Source organism: Akkermansiaceae bacterium (assembly GCA_017798145.1).
Classification (GTDB): Bacteria; Verrucomicrobiota; Verrucomicrobiia; order Verrucomicrobiales; family Akkermansiaceae; genus Luteolibacter.
Map to the genome: position 1 here is coordinate 1368719 of CP059069.1, position 23216 is coordinate 1391934.

A 23216-nucleotide genomic window follows, 5' to 3' on the forward strand; every position below is an offset into this window, starting at 1 on the left:
CACTACTCGATGACGATCCGTATCCGGTAAAACCCTCTGCTTCCGGAATACTGGTGCGTCAGGGTTGTTTCCCGAAAAATTCCCTGGGTTTCAGAAGTTGCCACCCCCTGCCCGGTTGGAGGCAGCCCGTTAATCCCTGTTGCGATGGCAGTCCATTCGTTCAGGTCAGGGCTGCACTCCACGATCAGCCTCAGGTTCCTCGCAAGGCTGTTGCGTCCGAAGGTAAGCACACTGTTAGAGCCTTCCAACCGTATCCCAAGCGGCTGACCCCCGCCGAGTGCGAATTCAATGGCGTTTGCCACACCGTCCCCGTTCGCATCGCCGGACGGGCCTGAGAGACCGGGATTCGCCAGCTGGGCGGCAGTCAGCGAAGACGCCGCCCAATCATCGAAGTCCAACACATCAGGGGCGGTGTATAGTTCGGAAATTTCCGCCTGGCTGAGGGCGCGGCGGTAGATGCGGAGATCATCGAGCTGGCCGTTCCAGGAGTTCCCGCCACGTGTCGTATCGCCGATCCGCAGTAATCCGGGCAAGCGTCCACTGGCTCCCGTCGCGAACTCCCCAATGGCGGGGCCGCCGTTGTAATGGACACGTGTGCGCCATGTTCCGGCGACGTTGGTGTTGACCATGGTCACAAGCTGCCAGTTGCCGTTGTTGATCGGATTACCTGAAATATCGTAATTCGGGCCATATTGGCCGCCGTTGACCGGCTGCAGGAAGCCGCCGGTATTGGTCATCCAGAGCCTGTATTGGACATCCCATGGCTCCGTATTCCGGCCTTTTCCGAGGATGGTGTTATAGCCGCCAGTGGTGGTGCTGCGCGCCCAGACGGAGATGGTGTATTCGTCGCCGCGCGGATCGAAATCGAGGTCGGCCTGGTTTGCAGGGAAGAAACCCTGGATGGTCGCGCTGGTGTTGGCGAGCCCGTATGCTCCGCCGAAACGGCCTTCGGGAATCCAGTGCGCGCCGCTGACCTGGGTGCTGTGGTTGTTGGATGCGGTGGCGCTATCCCAAACAACGTTTCCCCCGCCTTCGTCGAAGGTGTAGTGGAGGATGAGATCGGGGTCGGTCGCGAAACCGGCTACCGGTGTGACATCGAGCGAGAGCACCCGCGCATCGCTGCCGGAGGAATCGGAGACGCGGACGGTGAAGCTCGCCACGGCGGGGGCTGCCGTATTCCCGCTGAGCTGGCCAGTGGGGGAAAGTGAGAAGCCGAGCGGCAGTGCGCCCGCATCGAGACTCCAGGTGCGGGACGAAATCCCGCCGCTTGCCGAGAGATTATATGTGTAAGGAACTCCGACAACTGCCGTCGGCAGTGAGGTGCTTGTGACTTGCAGCGGCGGGTTCACCACGATGATCGCCGGGGCGCTGGTGACATTGCCTTGGGCGTTGGAAACGAAGACCGTGTAATCGCCGGAATCGGCGGGCGTCACGGCTGCGATCTCCAGCTCTGGGCTGTTTGTCCCGACAACGGTGCTACCCCGCATCCACTCGAAATCGAAGGGCCCGGTGCCGCTCACGGAAACGAACAGATTCAAACCATTTCCTTCCGCAAGTGTCGCACCCTGGGGTGCGGTGACGATGGCGGGACCGGTCGGCATCGGTGCAGGCGGTGCGGCGAGCGGTGTGCCGTTTGCATCACGTCCGTCGAGTTGCATGAGGTATGCGAAGAGATCGGCGCGGTCTCCGGCTGGCAGCGCATTGACGAGGCGGTGTGGCGCGGCGGCGGCGAGATCGGAGGCATTTGCGATGAGGATGGAATTGAGGGCGAAGTCCGTGTTTCCACGCACCACTTCGATGGTGTTGGTGGCTCCGGGGTTGAGGGTCGCGTTGACGGTCAGGTGCCGCCAGCCGCTGGTTTGCCATGAGTTGTCGGGAAACTGGCGTAGGATGCTGAGCAGTTGTTCCGAGCCGTTGACGCGGATTCGCGCGGTGCCGTTCGAGTAGCGTTTCGCGTAGCGCAAGGTAATGCGAGCCGCGCCTCCTGCCCCCCCATCGACGTTTGTAAAACGGACGCCGGAAGCACCATCGGTGCCGTCGATGTTCATCGCCGTTCCACCGAGGTAGCCGCGCCCGAATCCGCCGCCTCCCTCTGCGGGCGTGTCATTTTCCAAAGTAACCCCACCGCCGAACGACTCGCCAGCCGCCGCCTGGACAAATGTGCCACCCGCGTATCCGAAGAAATCCGTTAGATTTTCCGCCTGCCCGTGATGCAAGTAAAGCCGCGTGGCGTGGAGGCCGTGCAGCGTGGGGGTGTCGATCCCCGGCAGCGCCTGCCCGAGGCGAAGGCCGCTAAGTGCGGACTGCGTGCCGACATCCAGCAAAGCGCTATTCGTGAGTTCCTGCCCGCTGTGGCATGATGCGCAGTTTTGCGCGTTGAAGACCGCCTGGCCACGGACGGCGGCGGTGGTGAGTGTTCCATCGGTATTCCGCGCCGGGCTGCGCGGGGTGTGCTCGTGGGAGAGCGATCTGACATACGCGGCGAGCGCATCAAGATCGGCGCTCAGGCCTGCCTTTCCGCTGGCGGGGCCCGGGTGGCGACTCGCGAATTGCTGCGGGCTGTCCGCAAGAAATCCGGTGCCGCCGAAGGGACCGCGGATATCGTGTTCGAAATCCTGGATCTCATCGAAATTCCCGCTCCAATGCACCGCGCCATGTCCCATGCCGCTGCGGCCGCGCAGGTCGGTGGTGCGGCGGAAGCCCTCGCCGCGCCCGGTGAAATCCCACACCCGCCCGTCGTGGCCCCCATCGATATGGCAGCTCGCACAGGAAATATAACTGTCTGCACTCATGCGCGGATCGGCGGCGTTGTAGAAAATCCGCTTCCCTTGGAGCACATCCGGATCTAACAACTCTGCGCTCACCGCAGCCGTGGTGGCAAGAAGCGGCAGCGAGGTTTCGTTATCATCAAGCAAGGGTGCGGCATCGCGCACGGTCACGCTGCGCCCCATGAAATCCTGCGTGAAGAGCCGCCCGGAAACGGAGTCGATGAGCAGCCCCTGGGGTGCGAGGCCGGTGCCGACATCGAGTGTGAGAACGGCGGGCTGGGTCAGCATGGAGCCGGTGGTGAACGGCACGGACAACGGCGCGAGATTGAGCGCATCAATCCCCGCCACGCGGTTGTTTCCCTCATGGGCGACGAGGATGGTATCGCCGAGCGGCGTGTAGGTCACGGCGCTGGGATTGCCGCTGTTATCGAAGTCCCGGCGGGAGTGAGGGATCTCGGCGTTGGCAGTCAGGTCGATGAATGAAATCACGCTGCGGACGGTGGTTTCATGGGTGAGATCACCAACGCCGAAGAAAGTCCCGCGCTGGATGTTGTCCTGTTTGGAAACAACGGACGCCCGCGTGCCATCGGGTGAGATCGCGATGCCTGAGAGATAGTTCGGAACGCCTGCGGCACGGTCGCCGCCGTCACTGCTGTTAGAACTGGTGAGCGTGATGAGCCGGGTGAAGCCCAGCGTCGCGGAGAACTCGCTGATTTCCCCCTGCAGCTCGGGCGAGATGAAACGGGTGACGAAAACCCGCGAGCCATCCGCGCTGACCGCCAGTGCACGCGGGGTGCTCAGCCCGCCTGCGGACAAGTAGGCGGCTTCCGGATTCGCAGCGGAATAGCGGCGGATTTCACCGGAGCCGTAGAGTGTGACGTAGAGAAATGTGCCGTCCGGCGATGGGGCGACTGCGAAGGGCGCATCGCCATAATCGAGTGTGATGTTTCTGAAAGAAGTGCCGTCGGGATTAAGCACGCGGATCTCATCGCTTCCGTGGCAGGTGATCCAGTAGCGCCCGTTCGCATCCCGGGCGATGCCGCGCGGGCTTTCACCAACCGCGTGCTCGGCAAGTTTCGCGCCGCTGGCCGTGTCGATCACGGTCACTGTATCGGAGTCGGGGTTAACGCTCCACACACGCCTGCCGCCCGGGTCGTCGCCGATGGCGAGGGTTCCGCTTTGGGTAGGCCGGAGTCCGGCAGGAGGCGGGGTGATAACCAGCAGCCGCAGCGAGTCCGTGACGATGTTCCCGCTTGCATCGCGCACCTGCACGATCACCCGCGGACGCCCCGTGGTGGCGTAAGTGTGGATGCCGGCGGGCGAGGCATTCCACGCGCCCCAGCTCCCATCGAAGTTGAAGCGGAACTCCAGCGCGCCCTGGCCGGTGGCAGCCGCGGTCACTGTCACCTGTTCTCCCGGTGCCGGTTGATGGTTATCCGCATCGAGTCCGCTGAAAACCGGCGGCTCAGGCGCGTTCAAGCCGCCGCCCGTGGAGAAGCGGAACGAGTGCGGCTCGATGTAATTTCCCGCCGAATCGCGGAAGCCGATTTCCTGCGCGGGGTCGCTCGGGAAATCCACCTGATAGGTCGTTTCCGCAGTGAGCGGCGCGTCCGGTGTGAAGGTCATGTTTCCGGAAAAATCATGGATCAGGAATCCGGGAACGAAGCTGCCCAGCGATTCGTCCGGATTCACCGCCCGCACCAAGAAATCGATCCCGTTCCGCGGGCCACCGTTTCGCGGATACTCGTGGATCAGGAAACTCAGCGGCGCGTGGCGCGGGTAGTTCGTGCGGCCGGCCTGCGGGATGTGGTAGCTCACGCGCGGCGCGGTGGTGTCCGGCGCCTGTTGGTGAACCCACACGCCCAGCCCCTGGTTCGTGTTGGGGATCGGGTAGCCCCCGGTGAGCCAGAGATTTCCGAGAGGAAGGGACATCTGCGAGGTGTTCACTCCGGCGATTGCGCCTGGCGGCAGGGCGGGCGCACCTGCGGGACGCGGCGGATTTGCCTCGTTGAGCGTGAGCACGATGGGATTCGCATCGCCCGCGAGGAAACGGGTCATATCGACCTTGCGGTTGTGGATGAATCCAAAATTGTCCTGATAGGCCGGGTACGAGGCGTTGGTAAAATCCGGGACGGTCAGGCTAGCCACCGTCTGGAGATTTGGCGTCATGCCAGGCATCGTTGCCGAGGTGATGTCCGCACCGATCAGGATATCCGTGGTGGATCCGATCACATATAGCCCGGTGCCATCGCTGAAAAGATTGGGCCAATAACCCTGGAAACCGCCGCTGAGCGTTCCTACGAGCTGGGGCGTGATGCTGTCGTTGGACGGATCGGCATCGTCCATATTCTGATAGGAAAGCCGGTAAACGACCACCCCATCGCTGGCCGCACCGCCGCTGCGGGCATAGATCAGGAGGTCTCCGAAAAACATCGGATGCCACTCGCCGCCGCCATAGGGTCCGACGTGATCGAAGGTGGCTACGACCCGCCGGTCATGCGTGCCGAAGTTGTTTGGGCGTATCCGGGCGATCTCGAAATCCTGGTCCTCCGTGCCATACCAAAGCATTGAGGCGTCCCACGGCCCGGCCTGCGAGGAGCGGTTGAACCAAAGGGGCAAGTTCGTGATGTATGGGACGCCGTTGCTGCCCGCACGCTCGACCAGCCCGCCGAAGCCAGTGACGCGGATCGGATCTGGCAGCAGGAGATTTCCAGATTGGGCGGTGCCGTGGGCGTTCCAGCCGTAGTTTCCCTGCACCCAGGAGTTGTTAGGATAGCTCAGGCCGAAATCCGATGGCAGCCGCCGCACCGGATTCTGCGGATCGGCAATGTCAAAAACCCGCATCTGAAGATCGGAACCCACCCGCGACCCCGGTGCCTCGCCGCCAACGATGACCCAACCGTTGAGATAATTGATCGAGGTAGTTCTTCCAATCGGCTCTGAACCATTCGTAACCGGATGGCTCAGCAGAGTCCCCGGAGCCTCAGGTCGCGCGAGATTCTGGAAACCGGTGGTGGTGACCTGTGCCGAAAGATGCGGCAGCAGAACCAAGGAAAAGATCAGGCACCTATGAAGCGTGATCATGTTCCTTATGTCATTTTAAAAACCATGCGTCCTTCGGGAAATCATTACATGGTATTTACAGTTACATCAGATTAAATGCAAGCCCGGAGCCTTGCTGCTTTCCCTCATGCCGGATTGACAGGTGGGCTACCCGGCGGACAGGGTTCCTCCATGTCTGAGGAGAAAATCAAGGAGAGCGGCGAAGAAGGGGATAAGGACGCGGATGCCAAGGAAGTGCCGGAGCAGAGCGCTGGGACAGGGACGTTCACCCGCTCCATGGAAAAGGTGAATCCCATCGTCCTCTTGCTTTTCATGATTCTGATCATGGTGGTCGTCCTCGCTGTGATCAATCTGCGCGGAAACGGAGCCAAGGAATCCGGAATTGCCACGGATGATCCGGTGATGGCCGCGCTCAAGGCGGATCTCGAAGCCCGCCGCTCCGAGCTGAACCGCCAGCGCATGGCGATGGGACTCCCTCCCCTCGAAGGCGGCTCCGAACCGATCGAGGACATCGCCGCCCGCCTGAAAAACGACACCGACACACTTGTCGGCCTGGCTGGCAGATTCCAGCAAATGCTTGCTGACAAGGACTCGGAAATCTCTCAGCGGAATGCCGATGTGCTCCGCCTTGAGAAACTCCGCCAAGACATATCCATGGACAACCAAAGGCTACAGGCAGAGGTGAGCCGTGCACAACTTACAGCCTCCGAGGCGGATCAACTCAAGCGCCTCGTCGCGGACTTGCAGGCGCAGCGCGACGCCCTCTCGATGGAACTATCCGATGTCCGCGCGAAGCTTTCCGATGCCGCGGGTGCCGTGAATGCCGATGACTATGCCGATCTCCAGCGCCGCTACGACGAACTGCTGCGCTCCAAGGCGTTTTACGAAAGCCGCGTCGCAGAGCTTGAGGCACAGCTCAACAACACGAAGCTTTTCGCGAAATCAGAAAACGAACTTCTCCCCGCCGCCGTCGAGCTTTTCCGGAGGCTCCGCACCCTGGAGGGCATGAAAGACTCCGATCTCACCACGGAATACAGCAAACTTGGCGTCGATCTCGGCGCCAGCGTCCTGCACACGCTCAGTTACAAAACCGGCTCTAGCGAACTGAGTGCCTCAGACATGGAGCAGCTCGCATCCATCGCAGAGAACGAGGTGCCGGACGGCGATCTCACCCTCATCATCGGCTATGCCTCAAAAACGGGCGACGCCACTGCCAATGAGAAACTCTCGTCCGACCGCGCTACGGCAGCGGCTGAACATTATTCCGGCATCAAGCGCCCCGGCCAGCTCGTACAGGCCGTCTATCTCGGCCAGACCGACCGCTTCAGCAGCCGCATCCCGGAGCGCAACCAGATCTGCGAGATCTGGAGGATACGCGCGAAATGATCATTGCCCTTCCGGGCGATGGCGGGGCAACAAGCCCCCGGCCTCATCCACCACGAAGGGCTTTTCCGGCTCGATCCCGCGCCGGTAGATCGCACGCCCGAGGAAATGACCGGCGAGCGGCAGTGTCATGTAGAAAAACCCGACCACCATGCCGCCGATGAATACGTTGGAAACGCTCGGATTGGAAAGGACATAGGTGATCACAAGGATGCCTCCGCCGAAGGCCACCGCCTTGGTGGCTACGTGCATCCGCACGTAGGAGTCCTTCATCCGCATGCAGCCGAACGCGGAGACGAGGCAGAAGAAACTGCCTGCCAGCAATCCCGCCGATACGATCCATTCCATGATAGTTCCCATGATTCTTATTCCGGTTTGTCGCTAGCCTTTCCCGCCCGGCCTGTCCAGATACCTCGCCAGCGCGACTGTCCCGAGGAACAGCACCAGCGAAAAACCGAGCACCGTCTGCAGGTAGAACTCGCTGCCCGTGGAGACCCCGGTGAGCAGCAGCGAGGCCATCACCAAGCTGGCCAGGAGATCGAAGGCCACGATCCTGTCCGGGGTGTTCGGCCCGCGGAAAAAGCGGATGAAGGCACAGACCACCGCCAGCCCGAGCATCAGCGCGGAAGCGCCGACCACCCATTCCGGGACAACGACGGGGATGTCAGGATAGATCGAGAACGCGGTGAACATAGTTTTTCATCAGGTAGCTGCGGGTGTCCTCGACATCGTGCGAGTAAAGGACGTGGACTAGCAGTTTTGCCCGGTCCGCCGTCAGGTCGAGGGTGAGGCTGCCGGGGGTCATCGTCATCAGGTTGGAGACCAGCAACACCTGGTTATCGGTCATTTCGGAGGGCAGATCGAGTGCGATGATGCTCGGGCAGGTCTTGTCCTCGACGGTGAGCACGTCCCAGACGATGACCATGTTGGAGCGCAAGACCTCCGCCAGATAGAATCCGGCGAAGGAGATCCATCCCCACGCCCTGAGGGCAAACGGCAGGCGTTGCCTTTTCATTCGGTGCCCCCTCCCATCACCGCCTCGATGTAGATGCGCGGATCATGCAGCGCGGCCGCCGCGTTTTCCGATAGCTCGAAAACGAATTTCCCGCAGAAACTGAAGACCAGTGTCAGCAAGCAGAGCATGATGATGGCGGCGTACGGCCTGCCCGGCCAGAGCGGCAAGCTGCCGCACCCGCCCTCCGGCTTGTCCTTCCAGAAAGATTCGTTCCAGATTTTCACCATGGAGAACAAGGTAAGTATGCCGACGGCCAAAGCGATGAAAAGGAACAGCCATTCCCCGGTTTCCACACCCGCCTGGAGGAGGTTGAGCTTCGCCCAGAAACCGGAGAGCGGAGGGATGCCGCCGAGCGACAGGGCTGCGATGAGGAAGCACACGGCCAGCAGCGGATCGCTGCGGTAAAAGCCGCCATGCCTGCGGATATCCGGTGTCCCGGTGCGCATTTCAAGTACGCCGGCGACGAGGAACAGGCAGGTCTTCACCGCGATGTGGTGCAGTGTGTAGAAGATGACTGCGGCGAGCGCAAGCCGGGTGCCGATCGCGATCCCCGCCACCATGTAGCCGATCTGGCTGATGATGTGGAAGGCAAGCAGCCGCCGCACGTGGTATTGCGCCACCGCGCCGAGGACGCCGATCACCATCGTCGCCATGGAAATGGTGAGGATGATGCCGTTGGAGAAGCCGTTCGCATCCGTGAAAACCAGCGTGAATGTCCGCAGCAGCGCATAGACGCCCACTTTCGTCAGCAGCCCCGCAAACAGCGCGGAAACCGCCGGGCCGGCACGGTGGTAGGAGGCGGGCAGCCAGAAATAGAACGGGAACAACCCCGCCTTCGCCGCGAACGCCACGAACAGCAGGGAGCCGGTGGTGTTGACGAACTCGGGATCGTTGACCCCCTGGAGCTTCATCGCCATGTCCGCAAAGTTCAGCGTCCCAAGTTTCCCGTAGAGCAGCCCCGCGCCGCAGAGGAACATCGCGGAGGCGACGAGGTTAAGGATCACGTAGATCAGGCCGCCCTCAAGCTGCTTCCGTCCCTTTTCCCGCACCATCAGGACAAAGGAGGAGATCAGCATTACCTCGAACCATACGTAGAGGTTGAAAAGATCGCCCGTGAGGAAGGATCCGCTCACCCCGAGGAGCAAACCCTGCACCAGCACGTGCACATGCCCGCCTTTTTGCTCCGCAAGCCTGCCCCCAAGGCCGTAGATCATCACCACCAGCACCACGAACGCGCTGATCCAGATCATCAGCGCCGCCAGCAGGTCCGCCACGATCACGATCCCATACGGGGGCCGCCAGCCGCCCATCTCCATGGTCAGCGCCCCGCCGCCATTGACACGGGCCACGAGCAGGGTCGCCACCCCGAGCGTGGCCACCACACTGGAGAAGGAAACCACACGCGCGTCCTTACCCCACATTTCAAGCATCAGGCACACAATGAGGGTGACCAGGGGCAGCAGGATCGGCGCGATGACCAGGAAATCGTTCATTCCATTTCCTCCTTGCCCATTTCCCTGATGTCGTCCGCGCCGCTCCTCATGTAGCACGACCTCGCCAGCACCAGGGTGAAAACACTCAGGCCGAAGCCGATCACGATGGCGGTGAGGATGAGCGCCTGAGGCAGCGGATCGGCGGAATTCGCGACACGCGGCAAACCGTCCTCACCCAAGATCGCCACCTCCCGCGACAGCGGGTCGCTCGTCGCCAGCAGCAGCAGGTTCACACCGTGGCCGAGCAGGAGTATCCCGATGAGCACGCGCATCAGGTTCCTGCGCAGCAGGCAGAACGTCGCCCCTGCGAAAAGCAGTCCAACGAGAATGCAGAGGACGGTGATCATGTCCGTTCCTCCTCCGCCAATGTTCCGGCCAGCAACAGGATGAAACCGATCACCGTCAGGTAAACGCCGATATCGAAAATGAGCGGGGTGCCCAGGTGCACCGAGCCCAGCAGCGGGAGCTCGAAGCCGGGCAGCCAGAAGCCCTTGAGAAAGCCCTCACCCGCAAACAGCCCCGGCACGCCGCTAAGCACCGCTGTCCCCAGGCCGAGGGTGAGGAAGGAAAAGGGCTTGAACGAAAAAAGCCCGCGCTCCGGCCGCCCGTACCCGGAGAGATCATAGAAAAGGAACCCGCTCGCCCCGACCAGTCCGCCGATGAAGCCGCCGCCCGGCAGGTTGTGCCCGCGGTAGAGGATCCAGATCGAAAGGATGAAAAACGGCCACGACAGGAAGCGCGAGGCGATGAGAAGGAGCAGCGATTTCATATCCCGCCCTCCTCCTCCACTTTGCCGCGCCGCAGCCACAGCAGCTTAACGCCCACCGCGGAGAGCGCGATCACCGTGATCTCACCCAGGGTGTCCAGCGCACGGAAATCCACCAGGATCACGTTCACAACGTTCTTGCCCTTGGCCAGCGAGTAACTCCACTCGGTGAGCTGCGTCGAGATCGTGGGATGCAGCTGCACCGTCTGAGATTTCAGGGCAAGCAAGGCCATCACCGCGCCGACCGTGAGCGAGAGCACCACATCGAAAGCCCGCCCCTTGGCGCGCGTGATGTTGCGCAGCTTTGGCAGGCCGTGGACGATGTAGATGAAAAGCACCACCGTCAGCGACTCCACCAACATCAGCGTCAGGGCGAGATCCGGAGCGCCGAGGCGGGCGAAAAGGAACGCCATGCCAAGCCCGATGACTGCCAGGCCAAGCACCGCCGTGATCCGCGAAAGAGTCATCACCACCATGAGAATGGCGAAACCCATCGCGATCACTAACAATCCCTCAAGCACCGGAATTCCCTCAACACCGATGATCAGATCCCCCAGCGTGAACCCCGAACTCCACCATTTGTAACCGACGAGGGAGAGCATTCCGGCGAAAAACAGGTGAAGATATGTCCGCAGGTCGCCGTTCTGCGTTTTCCCGCTGATCCACGTAGCCCCCTTCAGGAGGCCGTGTACCGATGCGTTGTATCCGCCCTCCGCAAAACCGAGGCCGCGCGAGAGGAAATTGGTTTTCCCGTAGCTTCGGGCGGCCCGGTAGATGAACCATCCCCCTGCCAGTGTCGCGACGCTCAGGAACAGCGCCGGCTTGAAGCCATGCCACAGGGCCAGGCGGTAATCCATGGGTTCACCGGTGATGCCGCCGACCACGGAGTTGACCAAGGGGGAAAGAAGCTGCGGAGCCCCGAGACCCAGGATCACGCCCGCCAAAGCCAGCACCAGCGGCCCGGCCATCATCAGCCACGGCAAGGGCTTGGTGTCCGGCATGTCCCGGGTCGCGCGGGCAAGGAATGGCGTGAGCGCGACGCGGAGGATGAGCACCATCATCGAGAGATTCGCCAGGAACAGGAAAGCTCCGAGGGCAAGCGTCCAACCCAGCGCCGGCAGCGTGAGGCCGTAACCATATTCCTTCCCGAGGAACCCGAGCAAGGGAGGGAAACCCACCGCAGAGAGCCCCAGCACCAGCGAGATCCCGCAAAGCAGCGGCAGCGATTTCCCAAGCCCGCCAAGGATCTTAAGGTCGCGCGTTCCCGCCGCCTTGTCGATCGCCCCGGCGGCCATGAACAGCCCGGCCTTGTAGCACGCGTGCCCGAGCAACAGCAGCACCGCCGCCCTGACGGATTCCGGAGTCCCTATCCCCAGCAGAAAGGCCAGCAAGCCGAGGACACTCAGCGTGGTATAGGCCAAGATTTTCTTCAGGTCTGTCTGCACCCATCCCAGCACAAGGCCGGTCGCCGCGGTCACCGCGCCCATTGCCACGATCACCCGCATGATTTCCGCCGAGGAGGCGAACAGCGGGAAGAGCGCCCCGATCAGGAAAATCCCCGCCTTCACCATCGTCGCCGAATGCAGGTAACTGCTCACCGGTGTCGGCGCGCTCATCGCGTTGGGCAGCCAGAAGAAAAACGGGAACAGCGCGGACTTCGTTGCCGCCCCTAACAGAAGCAGCACCAGCGCCGCCATCGAGGGTGCATTCCCAGAGCTTGCAAGGCCGCGCCACGCCTCGAAGGAATAGGTTCCCCACTGCGAGCCGAGCATCAGGAAAGCCGCCAGCAAACACACCCCGCCGCTGCCCGTGACCAGCAAGGCCTGTTGCGCGTTCCACCTCGATGAAAACTCCTTGTGCAGGAACCCGATCAGGAAAAACGAACTGATGCTCGTCAGCTCCCAGAAAAGGAAAACGAGGATCGCATGATCCGCCAGCACCACCCCCAGCATCGCCGCCTCGAAGGCGAGCAACGGCAGATAAAACCTCACCCCTTTTTCCGATGCCCCGAAGTAACCCGCCGCATAGAGAAAAACCAGCAAACCGATCCCGGTGATAAGCGCCGCGAACATCAGCCCCCACGAAGTGCCGAGGAAACTCCATTCCACGATCCCGGTTGGGAAAACCTGCCTGCCGGTTTCAGATGGGCGTCCGCCACCCGCCAAGAGCGCGATGTAATGTCCGGCGATCCCGAGATGCGCCAAACCGCCGAACGCCACAAATGACAGGCGGTGCCGCGCCACCCACCATGGCGACACCATGGCAAACAAGAGGATTAGTAGAATCGGGGCGGACAGGGTCATGTAACTTCTGGATCAAGGAAAAGCGGTATGTAGCACGGCATCTGCCATCTTCGGGGACAAAACCCTCGGATTGGCGCACGAACTCTTCGGGGGTATCCCGGTGCTGTCAACGGAATCAGGGAACAATCGTTCCTCACCGCAAACAACACCGTGATAGGGACCGGAAAATCACTCCTGCACGACCGCCGGAGCACTGATCCCCTCCGGGATGGCCGCATCCGAATCGGGCTCCACCGGTCCGTTTGGCAGAAACACGAATGCAAGATACAGGATGATCGTCGGGAGAAGCGCCCCAAGGAAAAGCCCCACCGGCGAGATCCCGCCGTTGAAGAACCGCGACAGGATGCTTTGCCCCGCAGGATTTGGCGCGTTCGCGATCACCGTCAGTCCGCCGCCTGTCACCGCCCCGGCGACAACCGCGTGCTTTGCTTCGATCGAAAGCCCCTGCACCTGCGCAGCAAGATAGGTGATCGCCGCGTTGTCGTTGAATGCGGTCAGCAAGGTGGCTCCGAACATCAGCGTCTGGTTGCCCAGCGTACGGATCACCGGATCAATCCACCAACCCTGGCATCCGCCATGGATCACCAGGCCGGCAAGGAAGAACCCGACAAGGATGGGGCTTTTCAGCGACACCGAATTCTGGTGGTGCCGGGTCGCCATCAGGAACGCCAGGAAGAACAGGAAGCCGCCGGTGAAAAACACCGGGTAATGCGCCATGTATACCGTCCATGCGAGGAAACCGAGATGGATCACGGTGATCCATGGCGGGATCGGATCCTCGCGCTCCTGCCATGGAAGGCGTTGCCCGGACGAATCCTCTCCGTTCTCCATGTTACGCTCGAGTTGCACGAGTTCCTTGCGGAAAAACGCATAGTAGGAACCGGTGGCCACGAGTATCCCTATCGCGGCCTTCCAACCGAAGTGTTCCAGCATGAACAGGGTGCTCCAGTCCCACGTGGCAGCGACCATAAGCACCGGCGGGGCTGCGAAGTTCGTCAGCGTGCCGCCGACGGAAATGTTCACGAACAGCAGTCCCAGCGTCGCGTAGGCGAACTTCGCCGATGGCTTGTTGCGGTAGAATTTTTTCGCCAGCAGCAGCGCCCCGATGGTCATCGCCGCAGGCTCGGTGATGAAGGATCCCAGCAGCGGCGCGATGATCAGCACGCTCAGCCACCACGCGCCCGGTGAACCTTTTCCTATCCTCGCCGCGACCGCCATCAGCCGCTCCGCAAACCTAAGGATGGGGCGGCTCGCCGCGATCGCCATGATGACCGCCACGAACATCGGCTCGATGAACTCCCTGTCCTCGCTCAAATACAGCTTGAAATCGTCCCACGTGTGGAAATACGCGGCAGCTCCCGCCAGGGCGAAGACCCAGATGCCGAAAATGGCCTCCACCTCGCCGAGGAAATGGAAAAGTGTCGCCTTGAAGGAAACCTCCGGCACGCCGTCCGGATGTTCATCGTCCTTCACCCCGCGTATCCTCAGCTGCTCCTCATGGTCATGCGCCAGACGGTGCGCGATCTTGTTGAGCGGCCCCGCCGCGAAGGTGTGCATGATGGCGAGCAGGAAAATCAACGATGCCGCCACATTGAACGGATCCGCCGCCGCCCGGCCTTTGATTTTCCCCCACAGCCCGGAGCCGGTGTCACCGTAGGTCTCGATGGGTTGTGGAAATGCGGCATATTGCGTCTTTCCGCTGCTAAGCTTGGGATAGGCTGGCTGAATCTCCTCCGCCGCATTCAAGGCGCCCATCGGTAGGAGCAAAATCAACAGCAACAGGAATCTCATTGGGAATTTCATATGTGACCACACCGCCATAAAGACCTTGAGCCCCATCCGCAAGGCGAACTTGCCAAAACCCCCGGCAAGCTTTGGATTGGCATTTTCCGCCCCGGCGGCATATCAATCCGCCCCCGCACATGCTCCCAGACCTCACCATCATCAAGGCCGGCACCGGCGTCCTCACGAAAACCGCCGACGGCACGATCGACCGCGCCGCGCTGGTGCACCTCGTCGCGGCCATTTCCGGGCTGCTGAACGAGGGCCACCGCTGCATGTTCGTCTCATCAGGCGCGGTCGGCTCCGGCGTCTCCGCCCTCGGCCTCAGCGAATACCCGCAGGACATCGAGACCCGCCAGGCCTGCGCCGCTGTCGGCCAGGCGCGGCTGATGAGCACCTACAGCTCATTGTTTTCCAACTTCGATATCCTCGTCTCCCAGATTCTCCTCACCGCGGAGGACATACAAACGGAAGGCCGCTCCGCGAATCTACTCAACACGTTTAACCGCCTGCTCAAGGAACCCCGCATCCTCCCCATCATCAACGAGAACGATTCCGTCGCAATCCGCGAGCTCAGCTTCGGAGACAACGACATGCTCTCCGTCCGCGTCGCGAAACTCGTCGGCGCAAAGCGCGTCATCCTTCTCACCAGCGTCGATGGCCTGCTGGATCCGGAAACGAAAACCCTCATCCCCGAGGTCGGCGACATCTCCTCCGTCCTCCGCCACGTCCGCGACGACAAGGGGAAATTCTCCATGGGCGGAATGGCCTCGAAGCTGGAGGCGGTGAAATTCGCCATCGAGGCCGGGATCGAAACCCACATCGCCAACGGCCGCCACCCCGAGCGCCTCGCGGATATCGTCGCGGGAAATGGCATATCCACGAAATTCAACGCCCACTAGCATGTCCGATCCCATCACCGAGCAAATCCACGAAATGGGCAGGCAGGCGCGCACCGCCGCCTACGCTCTTTCCCAGCTCACCACCGGGGAGAAGGACAACATCCTCCGCGCCATGGCGCAGGGGCTGCGCCATGCCTCGGCGGAAATCCTTTCCGAAAACACCAAGGACATCGCCGCCGGTGAGGCGAAAGGCCTTTCCGCCGCCATGCTCGACCGACTCCGCCTCGACGACGCACGCCTCGAAGCCATCGCCGCAGCATTGGAACACGTCGCCACACTCCCCGACCCCGTCGGACAGGTGCTCGATGAATGGACGCGCCCCAACGGCATCCGCATCGAGCAGATCCGCGTCCCCATCGGCACCATCGGCATCATCTACGAGAGCCGTCCCAACGTCACCGCCGACGCCGCCGCACTCTGCTTCAAGACCGGCAACGCCACCATCCTCCGTGGCGGCTCCGAGGCAATCCACTCGAACCGCGCCATCGCCGCCGCACTCGACGCAGGCGGAAAAAAAGCCGGCCTCCCCGAGCATTCCATCCAGCTCGTCCCCTTCACCGACCGCCAATCCGTCGCCGCCATGGCAGGGATGGATCAATGGCTCGACCTCATCATCCCGCGCGGCGGAAAAAGCCTCATCGAGACCGTCGTCTCCCTCGCCCGCATGCCCGTCATCAAGCACTACGACGGCATCTGCCATCTCTACGTTTCCGAAAAGGCGGATCAGGAAATGGCCCTGAAGCTCACCATAGATTCCAAGACCCAGAAACCCGGCGTCTGCAACGCCCTCGAAACACTCCTCATCCAGCAATCCGTTGCGAAGGAATTTCTCCCCAAAGTCGCCGCCGCACTCCTCGAAAAAGGTGTCGAACTGCGCGGCTGTGAGCAAAGCCTCGCGATCCTCCCCGATCTCATCGCCGCCACCGAGGAGGACTGGAGCACCGAATACCTTGAGAAAATCCTCTCCATCAAAATCGTTGGGGACATCGCGGCCGCAATCTCCCACATCAACCACTACGGCTCCCACCACACCGATTGCATCGTCACCACCGACGAAGCCGAGGCGGAGATTTTCCTCAGATCCATCGATTCCGCCTGCGTCTTCCACAACGTCTCCACCCGCTTCGCCGACGGCGGCGAGTTCGGCTTCGGGGCCGAGATCGGCATCTCCACCGACAAGCTCCACGCCCGCGGCCCCATGGGCCTGCGCGAACTCACCAGCTACCAATATCGCGTCCGTGGAAACGGCCAGACGAAGGTGTGAGGGCGGGCTACCTGTCACCATAACGCCTTAAGTCATTGGTGACTCCATGAAACGAGTCTCGGCCTATTTCGACGGCGACCTGCAAAAGGCGCTGAAAATGAAATCGGCGGTAAAATCAATATCGGTCTCCGAACGGGTCAACGACGCCGTGCGTTCCGCGCTGCGGGAAAAGCACCCCGAATGGCTGCCAACATGAGGCCTTGCCCATTCACAGCTTGTATTTGCCGCACGCTGTCATAGATTACGTATGCCTCCCTAGGTAGGAACAGCTGCTCGCTTGCAGGGCGCGGAGGAAATCCCACACCCACCCGGCAGATCCGTCCCACCAGTACACTACCGTGCCTTTTTTTGAATCCTCAGTACACCAGGTCTAAAATCCCCCAAAAAAACCCTCAAAATGACCTTAGTTTTTAGAAAACCTTCCTTGTTATGACTAAAATTCTACTCGGAATCCGACTGAAATGGTCTCGTAATCCTTTGAAAACAAAGGGATAATCGATTTAATTAAAAAAGTTCAATTTCGTCTTGTATCTTTGTGTACTGGAGTGCATTCTCTGGGTGTTGACGCGATAGTCATCCCCGAAATGAACGACCAATTCCTCCATTACAACGGCACCCAGTCCTACAAGACTGACGCGAAGAATCGCGTGACCGTCGTTGCAGGCTGGCGCCCTCCGCAGGGAGAGCCGATCTACCTGATGGCTTCCGAGGAAGAAGGGGTCAACATCATCAAGGTTCTCACCGCCGGAGCCGTGCAGCACCGGATCGAGACCTTCGAGAAGAACGTCACGGATTCGAAAAAGCTCGCCAAACTGAAAACCAGGCTGAAGAGGGTTCTCCGCGATTCCTCGATCAACGACCAGGGAAAGCTGCTCATTCCCCGCGACCTTGCGGCGCACGCCGGCATAGCCCCCGACACGGAGGTGATGCTTTCCGCCGGCCACAGCCATTTCGAGATCTGGCCCAAGGCCAAGTACGAGGAGCTCTTCGGCACCGCCGCCGTGCCGGAAGAAGAGGACGAATTCGGCGCATTCTAGGTTTTTCCCACTCACCCATCCCACACCCCGAACTGACAACATGCTGTTCAACCCACCAACCCTTGCGAGCGAGACGGTCCACCTCACGGCGGCTTCCGGCGTGTTCGTCCGCTCGCAGGGGTTGGGAACATTTTCCAAACAATCACAAGGCCGCGCGCTCGGGACAGCACGCGGTTTTGAAAATACGAACGCCTCCGCCGCTCCTGGCTGGTTGTCGGCGGAGCGTTCGTTTCCCTTTTCCATCGGCTTTCTGGCTGGGCGCATGAAGTCTCTCGGGACAGAGCTTCATTCGCTATCTGAATCCGTGCGCCGCGCCGCTCCTGGCTGGTTGTCGGCGCGCGCACGGGTTTCCCTTTCTGAAAAATCACAAGGCCGCGCGCTCGGGACAGCACGCGGTCTTGAAAATACGGACGCCCCCGCCGCTCCTGGCTGGTTGTCGGCGGGGCGCCCGTTTCACTTTCGATACGGCTTTCTGGCTGGGCGGATGAGGTCTCTCGGGACAGAGCTTCACCCGCTATCTGAACCGGTGCGTCGCGCTGCTCCTGGCTGGTTGTCAGCGCGGCCGCCGGTTTCCCTTTCCAGACCATCACCCAACCCTGCGCCCGGCACGGCACAGGGTTTCTCCTTTTCGGCGCCAGATGGGTTTCCCGCACGCGGTTACCACCTTCCGGTGCTTGCCGATGAGGTGGCCGGGATGATGCAGGCCGCCCCCGGCAAGTTCATCATCGACGGAACCCTGGGCGGAGGCGGCCATTCCGAGCTGCTACTGAAGGCCGGTGCCACCGTCCTCGGTGTGGATCGCGATCCCGAGGCGCTGGCGCACGCGACGCAGAGGCTTGCCGCCTTCGGGCAGAGGTTTTCCACCTATCAGGCGAATTTTTCCGAAATCCCGAACCATCCCGGCATCCTCTCAGGTGAGCTCGCCGACGGGCTGCTCCTCGATCTAGGCGTTTCCTCCCGCCAGCTCGATTCCGCGCAGCGCGGCTTCTCCTTCATGCGCGAGGGCCCGCTCGACATGCGGATGGGGCCGAATTCGGCGATGACCGCCGCCGATCTCGTCAATACATGGGAGGAAAGCGAGATCGCCCGCATATTGTATACCTTCGGCGAGGAGCCGCGCTCACGCAGGATCGCGGCAGCCATCGTCGAAAGGCGCTCGGTGAAGCCTTTCACCACCACCACGGAACTCGCCGCCTGCATCGAGAAAGCCATCGGGCGCAGCGGGAAAACCCATCCCGCCACCCGCAGTTTCCAGGCGATACGCATGGCGGTCAACGAGGAACTCGAATCGCTCTCCTCCATCCTTTCCTCTGCAGCGAGCATCCTGAAACCAGGCGGCAGGCTCCTCATCATCACATTCCACAGCCTCGAGGATCGCATGGCCAAAAGGCACCTGCGCCATCATTCCCAGCCATACATCGACGATCCCACCTGGCCGGAAGCCCGGCCGAACCCGGACTGCCGGTTCCGGCTGCTGACCAAGAAAGCAATCGCCCCGACCGCCGTGGAAACATCCGCAAACCCACGGGCCCGCAGCGCCAAGCTGCGGGTTGCCGAGCTTTTGGGAGCCGACACGGCCACCACCTGAGAGATCACACCCAAAAACAAGCAACGCCATGAACCGACGCCGCCAGGAAAACCACACACGCATTTCCAAGATCGCGATCTTCTCAATGATCCTCGCAGGAATCATCGGCGCGCTCGGCGGGGTGACTTATGTCGTTTTCCGGAACTCCCAGATCAAGGTGGCCCGTGAGATCGATGCCGTGGAGCGGCGCATCGAGCAGCACCAGCTCGGGATACGGACCGTGCAGATGCGCAGCGACCAGATCCTCAACCTCTTCTCGATCCGCAAAACCCTTGGTGATGTCGGCACGGATCTCGTGCCCATCCCGCCCGGCGTTTCCGAGGACGTGCTTCCGCCGTCCACACCCGCAGTCGCCTCCGCCTCCGCCAGCCTGTGAACCGCGCCTTCCAGCACCGCTGCATCTTCCTTTGCCTGGTTCTCGTGACCTTGCTCAGCGCACTTTCCGCGCGCCTCGTGCAGATCCAGCTCGTTGACCGCCAGCGCTACGCGACATCTTCGGCAAAGGCCTTCCACCGCACCGAGCGCATCATCGCCCAGCGCGGGATGATCGTGGATCGCAACGGCGATCCCATCGCAAAAAGCATTCCCGTCTCATCCGTCTTCGTGGACAAGAACCATCTGATGGACCCCAAGCTCGCGTCCTTCGGCCTCGCCTACCAGGAAGCATCGCAAGAACCGGCATGGCGGACGGTCTCCGCCGAAGACCGCATCCGCCGCATCCATGCCTTGCGCGGTGAGATCCTCGAAAGGGAAAGCCCGGATGCCATCGTCCGCAAGCACCTGGCGCAGGCCATCTCGCTCCTCGCCCGCCCCCTCGGCATGCGCAAGGACGAATTGCGCAAGGAAATCGAAGGCTCCGGGGCGAAGTGGTTCCCCATTGCCAAGGAAATCCCGGACGACATCGCGGAACGGCTCCGCGACATCGTGGATGACAATTACCTGCAAGGCTTCGCCTTCGAGAACTCCCTGAAACGCTGGTATGCGAACCCGCACATCGCCACCCACCTGACGGGCTTCACCGGTGAGGTGGCCGTGAAAGGCGAGGACGGCAAAGACACCTATCGCATGGCAGGCCGCTTCGGCATCGAGTCCGCCATCGAGGAATATCTCGCCGGGCGCGACGGGCGCCGCGAGCACCGCAGGGATTCCCGCGGCCTGGTCGTCCCGGGAAAAGCCAGCAGCCTGCTGCCCCCACGCTCCGGCCTCAATGCCATGCTCACCATCGACATCGGCATCCAGGCCATCGTCGCGGAGGAACTCGAGGCGGGGCTGGCCGAATTCAAATCCAGGCGCGGCTCGGTCATCGTCATGGATCCGAAAACCGGCGAGATCCTCGCCATGGAATCCCGCCCCCACTTCGACCTGAACCACAAGCAGGATCTTGAGGAAAACTCCTTCAACTACGCGATCCAGGCGAAGTATGAACCGGGCTCCACGATCAAGATCCTCGCCACCGCCGCAGCTCTTGAGGAAAAGCTTGTCTCTCCCACAACGATTTTCCACTGCCCCAACGTCCTCCAGGAAAACAAGTTCACGGTGGAGGATTCACACTCCGGGGGGATGCTTTCCTTTGAACAGATCATCCAGAAGTCCAACAACATCGGCTGCTGGAAAATGGCAAAGCAACTCGGCGTCAACCGCTATTACAGGTATGTGCATGGCTTCGGCTTCGGTGAGCGCAGCGGGATCCAGCTCAGCGGGGAAAACCCGGGCACCGCCGCCGTGCCAAAGCTCCCCATCGACTTCTCCCGAGCCGCCTACGGATACTACATCGGCGTGACACCCATCCAGATGGCCACCGCCTACTCGGTCATCGCCGGTGACGGGCGCCTGCTGCGCCCGAAGATCGTCAAGGAACTCGTCGCCAACGATGGCACCGTGATCGAAGATTTCCCCACGGAAGTCCGCGGCCGCCCCATTTCCCCGGAAACCGCGCAGAAAATGCGCACCGCCCTTCACAAGGTCACGCTCCTCGGCGGCACCGCCACCAAAGCCTGTGTGCCAGGCTACAAGGTCTGTGGCAAAACCGGAACCGCCATCAAGCACGATCCCAAGCGCGGCGGATACATCAAGGGCGGTTACGTCGTTTCCTTCGCCGGCTTCATGCCTGCGGATGATCCCGCCTTCGTCTGCTACGTCGTCATCGACGAGCCGCAGACAAACGATGTGCCGCGCTACGGCGGAACCATCGCCGCACCGATCTTTTCCAAGATCGCCACCCGCATCGCCGCCCACATGAACCTCAGGCCGACGGAGCCGATCGAAGAGCCGATCGCCAACCGCTAAGCGCCCCTCACCTTTCCAAAATGCTTCTCCGCACCCTCATATCATCCCTCGACAAAGTCACCGCCTCCGGCCCGCAGGATCTTGAAATCACGGCCTTGACGGCGGACTCGCGCGAGGCCGGCGCCGGAAGCCTCTATGCCGCCATCCGGGGCACCAGCATCGACGGTCACCGCTTCATCCATGATGTCATCGGCAAAGGGGTATCCGCCTTCCTTGCCGAGACCGCACCGCCCTCCGAGCTGCCCGCCACCACCGCCTGGTTGCATGTTCCGGACAGCCGCGCCGCCCTCGCCGCCCTCGCCGCGACATTCCACGGCGTGCCGGCCGCCGATCTCAAGCTCGCCGGGATCACCGGCACGAACGGGAAAACCACCACCGCTTTCCTACTCCACCACATCATGCGGGCGGAGTGGCACCGCGCCGGCTTGCTCGGCACCATCTTCATCGATGACGGCGAAACCCGCACCCCCGCGAAACACACCACCCCCGGCGCCATCGAGCTGAATTCCATCCTCGCCGGCTTCCGCGACAATGCCTGCCGAGGTGCGGTGATGGAGGTCTCCTCCCATGGCATCCACCAGAAGCGCGTCCACCACATCGCCTTCGATGCCGCCGTTTTCACCAACCTCACCCAGGATCACCTCGACTACCACGGCACCATCGAGAGATACATGGAGGTGAAGGCGTCCTGGTTCCACGATCTGGCCGCAGATCCGCTTGGCAAGAAACCTACGGCCGTCATCAACACCGACGACACGCGCGGCACCGACCTCGCCAAAGCCCTGGAAGGGAAAATGCAGGTGCTCCGCTACGGCTTCAATGTGAACTGCGACTTCCGTGCGAACAACTTCCAGCAGAAACGCGACGGCATGGCCTTCGAGCTTTCCGCAAAGGGCAAAACTTTCCTTGTCCGAGCCCCGCTCATCGGCCGCTTCAACGCCTACAACATCCTCGCCGCCATCGCCGCCGCCGCCGCCTGCGGCATCAAGCCCCGCCAGGCCATCGCCGCGCTTGCGGACTCGCCGCAGGTTCCGGGGCGCATGGAAAACGTCGGCAATTCCGGTGGAGCCACGGTCTTCGTCGATTATGCCCACACCCCGGATGCCGTGGAAAACGCCTGCCGCACGCTCAAGGAGCTCGACCCGCGCCGCCTCATCACCGTCTTCGGCTGCGGCGGCGACCGCGACAAGGCCAAGCGCCCGCTCATGGCCGCCGCCGCCGCACGCTACAGCGATGCGGTCGTCATCACCTCCGACAATCCCCGCTCCGAGGATCCGGATGCCATCATCCGCGAGATCGAGAAAGGCCTGCCGAAAAAATGCACCCACATCTCCATCCCTGACCGCGCCGAGGCCATCGATGCCGCCATCGCCAACGCGCTTTCCGGCGATATCATCCTCATCGCCGGGAAAGGCCACGAGACCTACCAGCAATTCGCCGACCGCACCATCGACTTCGACGACCGCAAGAAAGCCGATTTCTCGCTCCGCAGGCGCTCCCAGCAAATCGCTGAAATGCGCGCCAATCCGCCGCCCCGATTCTGAAACCCCGAATCTAACAGCCACT

18 protein-coding genes are annotated in these 23216 nt (G+C 61.8%); 9 read left to right on the plus strand and 9 right to left on the minus strand.

Going from position 1 to position 23216, the window contains the following annotated elements; translation table 11 throughout:
- Positions 1-2: 2 nt before the first annotated feature.
- On the minus strand, positions 3-5852 hold the full coding sequence (locus HZ994_05865) for an Ig-like domain-containing protein (protein ID QTN31875.1): 5850 nt from the start codon (positions 5850-5852) through the stop codon (positions 3-5).
- A gap of 150 nt (positions 5853-6002) precedes the next feature.
- Between HZ994_05865 and HZ994_05870 the strand changes: the two genes are divergently transcribed.
- A complete protein-coding gene (locus tag HZ994_05870) occupies positions 6003-7217 on the plus strand; it encodes an OmpA family protein (GenBank protein ID QTN31876.1) in 1215 nt (404 codons plus the stop codon).
- Here HZ994_05870 and HZ994_05875 read toward each other — a convergent pair whose 3' ends face one another.
- The 8 genes from HZ994_05875 to HZ994_05910 form a co-directional block, all read right to left on the minus strand.
- Positions 7218-7574, minus strand: coding sequence for a monovalent cation/H(+) antiporter subunit G (locus HZ994_05875; protein ID QTN31877.1), 357 nt, complete (start codon positions 7572-7574; stop codon positions 7218-7220).
- 21 nt (positions 7575-7595) lie between these two features.
- On the minus strand, positions 7596-7907 hold the full coding sequence (locus HZ994_05880; protein ID QTN31878.1) for a hypothetical protein: 312 nt from the start codon (positions 7905-7907) through the stop codon (positions 7596-7598).
- Positions 7879-8229, minus strand: coding sequence for a Na+/H+ antiporter subunit E (locus HZ994_05885; protein ID QTN31879.1), 351 nt, complete (start codon positions 8227-8229; stop codon positions 7879-7881). Before HZ994_05885 ends, HZ994_05880 begins: the two co-directional genes overlap by 29 nt.
- Positions 8226-9722 (minus strand): Na+/H+ antiporter subunit D, encoded by a 1497-nt coding sequence (locus HZ994_05890; protein QTN31880.1) that lies wholly within the window; start codon positions 9720-9722, stop codon positions 8226-8228. Before HZ994_05890 ends, HZ994_05885 begins: the two co-directional genes overlap by 4 nt.
- On the minus strand, positions 9719-10069 hold the full coding sequence (locus HZ994_05895; GenBank protein ID QTN31881.1) for an NADH-quinone oxidoreductase subunit K: 351 nt from the start codon (positions 10067-10069) through the stop codon (positions 9719-9721). Before HZ994_05895 ends, HZ994_05890 begins: the two co-directional genes overlap by 4 nt.
- Positions 10066-10491, minus strand: a complete 426-nt coding sequence (locus HZ994_05900) for a Na(+)/H(+) antiporter subunit B (protein QTN31882.1) — start codon at positions 10489-10491, stop codon at positions 10066-10068. Before HZ994_05900 ends, HZ994_05895 begins: the two co-directional genes overlap by 4 nt.
- Complete coding sequence (locus HZ994_05905; GenBank protein ID QTN31883.1) at positions 10488-12791, minus strand: DUF4040 domain-containing protein; 2304 nt, start codon at positions 12789-12791, stop codon at positions 10488-10490. Before HZ994_05905 ends, HZ994_05900 begins: the two co-directional genes overlap by 4 nt.
- Before the next feature lie 168 nt (positions 12792-12959).
- Positions 12960-14546: a putative Na+/H+ antiporter gene (locus HZ994_05910; protein QTN34327.1), complete on the minus strand. Its 1587-nt coding sequence runs from the start codon at positions 14544-14546 to the stop codon at positions 12960-12962.
- A gap of 167 nt (positions 14547-14713) precedes the next feature.
- On the opposite strand from HZ994_05910, the gene proB reads away from it, so the two are divergent.
- From proB to HZ994_05950, 8 genes are all read left to right on the plus strand, one after another.
- Complete coding sequence (proB, locus tag HZ994_05915) at positions 14714-15475, plus strand: glutamate 5-kinase (protein QTN31884.1); 762 nt, start codon at positions 14714-14716, stop codon at positions 15473-15475.
- Position 15476: 1 nt separating this feature from the next.
- The gene (locus HZ994_05920; protein ID QTN31885.1) at positions 15477-16739 is read left to right on the plus strand and encodes a glutamate-5-semialdehyde dehydrogenase; all 1263 of its coding nucleotides are present in this window, start codon (positions 15477-15479) and stop codon (positions 16737-16739) included.
- A 46-nt stretch (positions 16740-16785) separates the two neighbouring features.
- Positions 16786-16935, plus strand: coding sequence for a hypothetical protein (locus HZ994_05925; GenBank protein ID QTN31886.1), 150 nt, complete (start codon positions 16786-16788; stop codon positions 16933-16935).
- 388 nt (positions 16936-17323) lie between these two features.
- Positions 17324-17776: a hypothetical protein gene (locus HZ994_05930; GenBank protein ID QTN31887.1), complete on the plus strand. Its 453-nt coding sequence runs from the start codon at positions 17324-17326 to the stop codon at positions 17774-17776.
- Positions 17777-18260: 484 nt separating this feature from the next.
- Positions 18261-19364, plus strand: a complete 1104-nt coding sequence (gene rsmH, locus HZ994_05935; GenBank protein ID QTN31888.1) for a 16S rRNA (cytosine(1402)-N(4))-methyltransferase RsmH — start codon at positions 18261-18263, stop codon at positions 19362-19364.
- Positions 19365-19392: 28 nt separating this feature from the next.
- Positions 19393-19740 (plus strand): hypothetical protein, encoded by a 348-nt coding sequence (locus HZ994_05940; protein QTN31889.1) that lies wholly within the window; start codon positions 19393-19395, stop codon positions 19738-19740.
- Positions 19737-21650, plus strand: a complete 1914-nt coding sequence (locus HZ994_05945) for a penicillin-binding protein 2 (GenBank protein ID QTN31890.1) — start codon at positions 19737-19739, stop codon at positions 21648-21650. Before HZ994_05940 ends, HZ994_05945 begins: the two co-directional genes overlap by 4 nt.
- Positions 21651-21670: 20 nt before the next feature.
- Positions 21671-23194 (plus strand): UDP-N-acetylmuramoyl-L-alanyl-D-glutamate--2,6-diaminopimelate ligase, encoded by a 1524-nt coding sequence (locus HZ994_05950; GenBank protein ID QTN31891.1) that lies wholly within the window; start codon positions 21671-21673, stop codon positions 23192-23194.
- Positions 23195-23216: the final 22 nt, after the last annotated feature.